The organism is Megamonas rupellensis DSM 19944, assembly GCF_000378365.1.
Lineage (GTDB): Bacteria > Bacillota > Negativicutes > Selenomonadales > Selenomonadaceae > Megamonas > Megamonas funiformis.
The window spans coordinates 78,487-85,718 of sequence record NZ_KB899575.1 but is presented as its reverse complement, the minus strand read 5'-3'; the positions used below and the strand labels follow the sequence as shown (position 1 = coordinate 85,718).

At 32.9% G+C, this 7,232-nt stretch carries 6 protein-coding genes and 1 other annotated feature; of the genes, 4 read left to right on the top strand and 2 right to left on the bottom strand.

All coding sequences use genetic code 11. The features are described 5' to 3' along the window. Positions 1–252: 252 nt before the first annotated feature. Complete coding sequence (locus F553_RS0105440) at positions 253–1,464, bottom strand: MFS transporter (RefSeq protein ID WP_018999306.1); 1,212 nt, start codon at positions 1,462–1,464, stop codon at positions 253–255. A 173-nt stretch (positions 1,465–1,637) separates the two neighbouring features. On the opposite strand from F553_RS0105440, the gene rpe reads away from it, so the two are divergent. Next, positions 1,638–2,303 carry a ribulose-phosphate 3-epimerase gene (gene rpe / locus F553_RS11705; RefSeq protein WP_018999305.1) on the top strand — a complete coding sequence of 222 codons (666 nt, stop codon included), beginning with the start codon at positions 1,638–1,640 and terminating at the stop codon, positions 2,301–2,303. 59 nt (positions 2,304–2,362) lie between these two features. Here rpe and F553_RS0105430 read toward each other — a convergent pair whose 3' ends face one another. Continuing rightward, positions 2,363–3,694: an MFS transporter gene (locus F553_RS0105430; protein ID WP_018999304.1), complete on the bottom strand. Its 1,332-nt coding sequence runs from the start codon at positions 3,692–3,694 to the stop codon at positions 2,363–2,365. A 66-nt stretch (positions 3,695–3,760) separates the two neighbouring features. After that, positions 3,761–4,004 (bottom strand) — a binding site (T-box leader). Between the two features lie 140 nt (positions 4,005–4,144). Here F553_RS0105430 and F553_RS0105425 point away from each other — a divergent pair. From F553_RS0105425 to F553_RS0105415, 3 genes are all read left to right on the top strand, one after another. After that, complete coding sequence (locus F553_RS0105425; RefSeq protein ID WP_018999303.1) at positions 4,145–5,257, top strand: aminopeptidase; 1,113 nt, start codon at positions 4,145–4,147, stop codon at positions 5,255–5,257. 202 nt (positions 5,258–5,459) lie between these two features. Beyond that, positions 5,460–5,693 carry a hypothetical protein gene (locus tag F553_RS0105420; RefSeq protein ID WP_018999302.1) on the top strand — a complete coding sequence of 78 codons (234 nt, stop codon included), beginning with the start codon at positions 5,460–5,462 and terminating at the stop codon, positions 5,691–5,693. 100 nt (positions 5,694–5,793) lie between these two features. Further along, positions 5,794–7,158 carry an MFS transporter gene (locus tag F553_RS0105415; RefSeq protein ID WP_018999301.1) on the top strand — a complete coding sequence of 455 codons (1,365 nt, stop codon included), beginning with the start codon at positions 5,794–5,796 and terminating at the stop codon, positions 7,156–7,158. Positions 7,159–7,232 lie beyond the last annotated feature (74 nt).

The window sequence follows — 7,232 nt, the reverse complement described above, 5'->3', positions numbered from 1 at the left end:
GATTTTTATGAAGAAGTTGTGAGATGCCACCATTTTCATAATGAAATATCCATCTGCAAAGAGAAGCTGTGTTTGGCATGTTTAGAATTTTAGCTACATGAGAAATAGAATCTCCTTTTAAAACCATTTTAATTGCTTTAACTTTAAATTCATTTGAGTATTTAGTCATAAAAAAACTGCACCTCCAAAAGTTGTTTTTTGTCCAACTTTTGGGGTGCAGTTCAAATTTCTTACTTGCACTTTTTCATTTATTTAATTAGCAAATCTTTTACGAGGTTTTCTACTAATTGGTGGTTTGAGATACATTAAGGCACTTGTTATGAACATTAAAATTCCAGCGAAAATAAAGACAAATTTTAGACCAAAGAAAGTGCCGATAAAGCCACCAATTAATGGGCCAATAGTTGAACCAATTTGTTGGGCTGCAAACATCAAACCAAAGATACGCCCACGTTGTTCGGCTGGACTTTTTTTAACTAAAATAGAATTGATTGATGGGTATACACCAGCATAGAATAGACCACAAACAAATTGCAAAATAGCAAATGGAGTAAGCGTGCTAGGTATGGATTGAATGATTAAAATAAAACCTGTACCAGCAAGGGTTATACACATAGTACGGAAAAATCCATGTGATTGACCATATCTACCCCAAAGCGGTGCGGAAATAGCTCCAGCAAAACCACCTAAAGAAAAGACCATACCAGATAACATGATAACATTATCCATGCTATGATGTAGTTCAGCTACATATAATGTTAATATAGGCTGAAGAATTAAAATTGCCATTTGGATAACAACAGCACATTCAAGCATACGTCTAATCATAGGTATTTTTAATAAATTTACTTTTTCTGCTTCTTTAGCTAATGCTAATTGTTCAGGTGTTTTAGCTTCACGAGGTGGCTCTTTGATAAATATTAAGGTGATTAAAGTAATCAAGGCAAGAGCACCTGCGGAGATAAAGAAGGAAACTCGCATACCAAATACACTGGCTAATACGCCACCGAGTAATGGGCCAATAACTCCGCCAGCAGTTAAAGCACCTTGCATTACGCCCATACAAAAACCGAGCTTTTCTTTGGGAGCATAAGAGGACATAATAGCAAGTTCAGCAGGCCAAAGTCCAGCGGCAAAACCTTGGAGAATACGAGCAAACATTAATTGAATAGGAGAGCTAACGATACCACAGATGAAATAAGTAATAGCAAGACCTACTCCAGCACGTACTGCCATAGGTTTTCGCCCTTTTTTGTCAGATAATTTGCCCCAGATAGGAGCCATAACAGCACTAACGATGAATGTTACGGAAAATATAATGCCTGACCACATATTTACATTGTCAGATGTTACACCTAATTCATTAATTAAATACATAGGTAAAAATGGAATGAGCATAGTATAACTAGCTGACATCAGTACAACATTGCAAGTCAAAATGGCTAAAACAGCTTTCCAATTCAATTAAATCAATCCTTTCGTAATAATTTCATAGTTTATTAATTATTTTTATAAAAAAATAATTAAATATCTAAGATGATTATACATCAAAAGGTATAAATTAAAAAGCTACTATAGACGAAAAATATTCTTTGGGCTACAATTAATTATAGATTAATAAATAAGGACGTGATATTGTGTATAAATTAGCACCATCATTATTAGCAGCTGACTTTGGTATTATAAAAGAACAATTAGCCAAATTAGATGAAGCAAAAGTACCTTATCTTCATTTGGATATTATGGATGGAGTTTTTGTACCTAATTTATCTTTCGGTCTTGCTGTTGTTGAGTCTATTCGCAAATATACAAAAATGGTTTTTGATGTGCATTTGATGATTATAGAACCAGAACGTTATGTAGAACAGTTCGCTAAAGCTGGTACAGATATTTTCTGTTTCCATATTGAAGCGACTAAAGATGCAAAAGCAACTGTAGAAAAAATAAAGAAATGTGGTATGAAAGCAGCTATCGCTGTTAAACCAGCAACACCAATAAGTGAAATAAAAGATTTATTAGGTGAATTAGATATGGTCTTAGTAATGACTGTAGAACCAGGTTTTGGTGGCCAAAAATTCATGGAAGACCAGATGGAAAAAGTAAAAGAATTAGTAAAACTTCGTGAAGAAAATAATTATAAATATGATATTGAAGTTGATGGTGGTGTAAATCCTGAAACAATAAAAACATGTTTTGCTTCTGGTGCAAATGTAATTGTAGCAGGTTCTGCCGTTTTAGGAGCAAAGGATATTTCTGCAAGAGTAGAAGAATTTGCTCAAATTGCCAAAGAATATAATATTTAATTTTTATCATAAAAAAACGTATTATCCATAAAAGATAATACGTTTTTTATTTGAATTATTTAATTTGCGACAGTATCTGTAGTTGTGTTTTCAGTTACTGGTTGGCGATTTTTTTGACCTGTCCAACCATATTTGATTGTGAGTGTTGTTATACCTGCGATTAACATAAATAATGCCATAGCAAAATATCCAAGGTCAAAAGAACCTGTTTCTGTTTTGATGAAGCCCATCATATAAGGGCCAACCCAACCACCAAGGTTACCACAGGAATTGATAAGACCGATAGCACCAGCAGCTGCAGGGCCTGTTAAGAATGTAGTAGGAACTGTCCACCATACGCCCATAGAAGCATAGATGCCGATAGCGGATAAGCAGATTAAAAATAATGCTACAGAAGGATTGCTAGCAAATGGGCTAAGTCCAAGACCGATAGCACCGATGAACATGGCAATAGCTACATGCCAAACTTTATCACCTGTTTTAGTAGATGTATAACCTGCGATTATTTGTACGATTAAAGCTACAGTCATAGGAATAGCGATAGCGCCACCTAATAGAGAAGTTGACCAACCGGAAAGGCTTTTTAATACAGTTGGCATCCAGAAGTTGAAGCCCCAGAAACCAATTACCCACATGAAATAGATAAAGCAAAGTTTTAAAACTTTTTTATCAGTAAAAGCTTGCATAACAGTATATTTTTTTACTTTTTGTAAACGAGCTTGTTCAGCTTCAAAAGCTTCTGTTAAATATTTTTTCTCAGCATCATTGAGCCAAGATACTTGATCTGGTCTATCTTTAACCCAGAAGAAGAATACTACAGCGAAGAGGAGAGCAGGAACAGCTTCTAAGATGAATAATTCTTGCCAACCATGCATACCTAAAATAGAAGTATTTAATAAAACACCAGCTAAAGGAGCACCGATAATAGTAGATAATAATAGCGAAGTAAGCATTAAGGAAGTAGCACGAGCTCTTTCTTTTGGTGTGAACCAACGAGGGAATAATACAGAATAAATAACAGGATAAAGACTTGCTTCAGATGCACCGAGTAAGAAGCGGTAGATATAAAATTCAGTTTGAGTAGACATGAAAGCCATGAGAACGCAAACGAGACCCCATGTGAACATGATACGGGCAATCCATTTACTAGCAGAATATTTAGCAGCGATTAAAGAGCCAGGAATTTCTAAAAGTAAGTAACCCATGAAGAAGATACCAGCACCAGCTCCAAAGATTTCAGGTGTAAGCCATGGTAAATCTTCAGTCATAGTCAAAGCTGCATAAGCTATATTTACACGGTCGATACAAGCGATGATTGAAACTAAGAATACAGGTAAAATAATATGTAAATCACGCTTTCTTTTTAAACTTGCAAAATTGATTTGTTCCATTGTTAAAACCTCCTAATAAAATATTTTGTGTAAAACTAAGTATAAATACAAAAAACCTCCGCCCCATAAAGGGACGGAGGTTATATTTCCGCGGTACCACCCTGATTTTGTCTTAATTATAGACAACAGCTCTCAACGTACATCATAATACGCGTTTCTTATAACGTAGAACAAACGTTTTAGCTTACTGGATTTCAGCTAAAATCTTCAAGGATGATTTTCATTTTTCTTTTGGCTACCACTTTTCAGCAAAATAGTGGCTCTCTGTAAGCTTTAAGGAAAAATTACTTGTTCCTATCTCTAGATTTATACTTTATTTTATATTTACAAATTTACAAAACTCATTGTAGATTAATATAATCTTATATTGCAAAATTGTCAATAGTTTTTTTAAAATAATTTATGATAAAATAAATAAATAATAAAAATTACAGAAAGTAGGTTGAAAAAATGGATAGTAGAAATTTACAATTAGCACATAATCTCATAAATTATTCTGTGCGTTTACAAAAAGGCGAAAAACTTTTAATTGAATTGATTGATGAAGGTATGGAGCTTGCACAAGCTTTGATACAAGAAGCTTATAAAGTAGGCGGTATACCGTTTTTAACTATAAAAAATTTGAAAATGCAACGTGAATTATTATTAAATGCTACAACAGAGCAAATGAAGCTTTGTGCAGAATATGAATCACTTCGCATGAAAAACATGGACGCATATATTGCTATTCGTGGCAGTGAAAATGTAAGTCAATTGAGTGATGTGCCAGCAGATAAAATGGAAATTTATTCTAAATATTGGATGAAACCAGTGCATAGTGATATACGCGTGCCAAAAACAAAATGGTGTGTTCTTCGTTATCCAAATGGTTCTATGGCACAGCTTGCAAATATGAGTACAGATGCTTTTACTGATTTTTATTACAATGTTTGCAATTTAGATTATGCTAAAATGGGTAAAGCTATGGATAGCCTAGTTAAACGCATGGAAAATGCTGATAAAGTCAGAATTAAAGGCAAAGGAACAGATATAACTTTTTCTATCAAAAATATGCCAGCTGTTAAATGTGCAGGTGATTGTAATATTCCAGATGGTGAAGTTTATACAGCTCCAATTAAAGATAGTGTAAATGGTACTATCACATACAATACACCATCAATTTATCAAGGTACTACTTTTGAAAATGTATCTTTTACTTTTGAAAATGGTAAGATAGTAAAAGCTACAGCAAATCATACAGAGACTTTAAATAAAATTTTGGATACTGATGAAGGTGCAAGATATATAGGGGAATTCTCTTTTGGTCTAAATCCATATGTAACTTTCCCTATGAAAGATATCTTATTTGACGAAAAAATAAGTGGTAGTTTACATTTCACTCCAGGTTGTGCTTATGAAGATGCAGATAATACAAATCGTTCAGCTGTTCACTGGGATTTAGTTTTAATTCAGACTCCTGAATATGGTGGAGGAGAAATTTATCTTGATGATGAATTAATTCGCAAAGATGGTCGATTTGTTGTGGAAGATTTACTCTGTTTAAATCCTGAGAATTTAAAATAACAAGTAAAACATAATTAGTAAGAAAACAAGGTACTACAAGGGTTTTGGTAGTATCTTGTTTTTTTGCAAAAAATCAAAATATTATATATAGTACTTCTTTGTTTACATATTTTGACATTTTTTATTAGATATTGTAAAATTGCCAATAAGAAAAATTAAATCCTTAATATCTCTAAATATGTCCAGCGTCCTGGAGGTGTCGATGTTGTTTTACGATGGTATAAAAGTATACATGCAGAATGGTAAATTAGACGATGTAGAGATAGCTTATTATATTAATAAAATAAGGAAAACACATAAGGGTAAAATCCTAAAACGTATATCTTTTATTTTAGGCGAAGGCTATATTGATTTAAGATACATGTTCCAATCTTATCCTTTTGAAAGAATATGGCGAATTTCTACAGAAGATAGACTTATTGAATCTGTTGTATAAAGAGAAGAACTGCAAACAAATGATTGTATATTTTTCATTTGGTTGCAGTTCTTTTTTTATGTTAAGATGAAGTTAAAAGAAATAAAAGTAGGTGAGAAAAATGACAGAACAGAAAAGAATATTGATTGCAGTGATGATAACATCATTCATAGGTCCATTTATGGGAAGTTCAGTAAATATCGCTGTTCCAGCCATGGCTGAAGATTTTAACATGATGCCAGATGAGTTAACTTGGGCTGTTACAGCTTTTTTAATTGGTTCAGCAGCCGCTTTATTACCCTTTGGTCGTTTAGCTGATATAAAAGGACGCAGAAGAATATATCTACAAGGATTGGCTTGTATTTGTGCTACTACTTTAGTCTGTGCAGTAGTGCAAAACTTTTTAGCTTTTATCTTTGTGCGATTTTTACAGGGATTGTCCATGTCAATGATTTTTGGTACAAGTATGGCATTACTGGTCTCTTGTTGTGGTGCTGAAAATCGTGGCAAGACGATAGGTTTATCGGCAGCGTGTGTATATTCAGGTGTTTCATTAGGGCCTTTTATTGGTGGTTTTATCACAGATTATTTGGGCTGGAGAATGATTTTTTGGCTTACTGGTATAGCTTTATTGATAAATTTCTTTTTGATTTTTAAGGTGAAAACTGATTGGTATGGAGCAAAAGATAAAAAATTTGACTATATTGGTAGCATTATTTATCTAGTAATGATAGTTTTATTTTTATATGGATTATCAGATTGGACAAGACATGAATTTGTGCATTATATGCCATTTATAGCCTTTATTTTATTTTTATTATTTATATATGAGCAGAAAAAAGTTGCTTCACCACTTGTAGATTTATCTATTTTTAAAAATACAGTGTTTACCATGTCAAATATAGCCGCTTTAATTCATTATAGTGCGACTTTTGCTTTAGGTTTTGTATTATCTTTATATTTGCAATTAGTCAGAGGTATGGATGCTTTTACAGCTGGAGGATTTTTATTGATACAACCATTTATTATGACGATTGTCTCTCCTAAAGCAGGAGCATTATCCGATAAATTCTCATCAAGACTGATTGCTTCTTTAGGTATGGGTATGATGATGATAGGATTATTTGCTTTTTCTTTTTTGGATAAAGATACATCATTTTATCTGATTGGTATAAATTTAGCCTTTATTGGTTTAGGCTTTGGTTTATTTGCTTCACCGAATAATAATGCCATTATGGGAGCTGTAGAGGCAAAATTTTATGGAGTGGCGTCTTCGATTTTGGCAGTAATGCGCCTTACAGGGCAAGCGATAAGCATGTCATTAGTAACCTTGCTATTGTCTATTTTTACTGCTGAAGCGATAGAAAGTAATTATGTAGACATAATTTTACACAGTTTTAAATATATATTTATTTTATTTGGTTTTTTATGTATTATAGCCCTATTTGCTTCTTTGATGAGAGGTAAAGAAAATGTTAAAGAATAGTTAAATAATAGCTTGCGTTAGCATTTAGACAATGATATAATTAAGAAGTTATGTTAATAACGAGTTCCGTTTAG

Excerpts from the sequence above, each read along its gene's own strand:
- F553_RS0105430 (WP_018999304.1), bottom strand. The coding sequence starts at position 3,694 with ATGGAACAAATCAATTTTGCAAGTTTAAAAAGAAAGCGTGATTTACAT.
- F553_RS0105425 (WP_018999303.1), top strand. The coding sequence starts at position 4,145 with ATGGATAGTAGAAATTTACAATTAGCACATAATCTCATAAATTATTCT.
- F553_RS0105420 (WP_018999302.1), top strand. The coding sequence starts at position 5,460 with ATGTTGTTTTACGATGGTATAAAAGTATACATGCAGAATGGTAAATTA.
- F553_RS0105415 (WP_018999301.1), top strand. The coding sequence starts at position 5,794 with ATGACAGAACAGAAAAGAATATTGATTGCAGTGATGATAACATCATTC.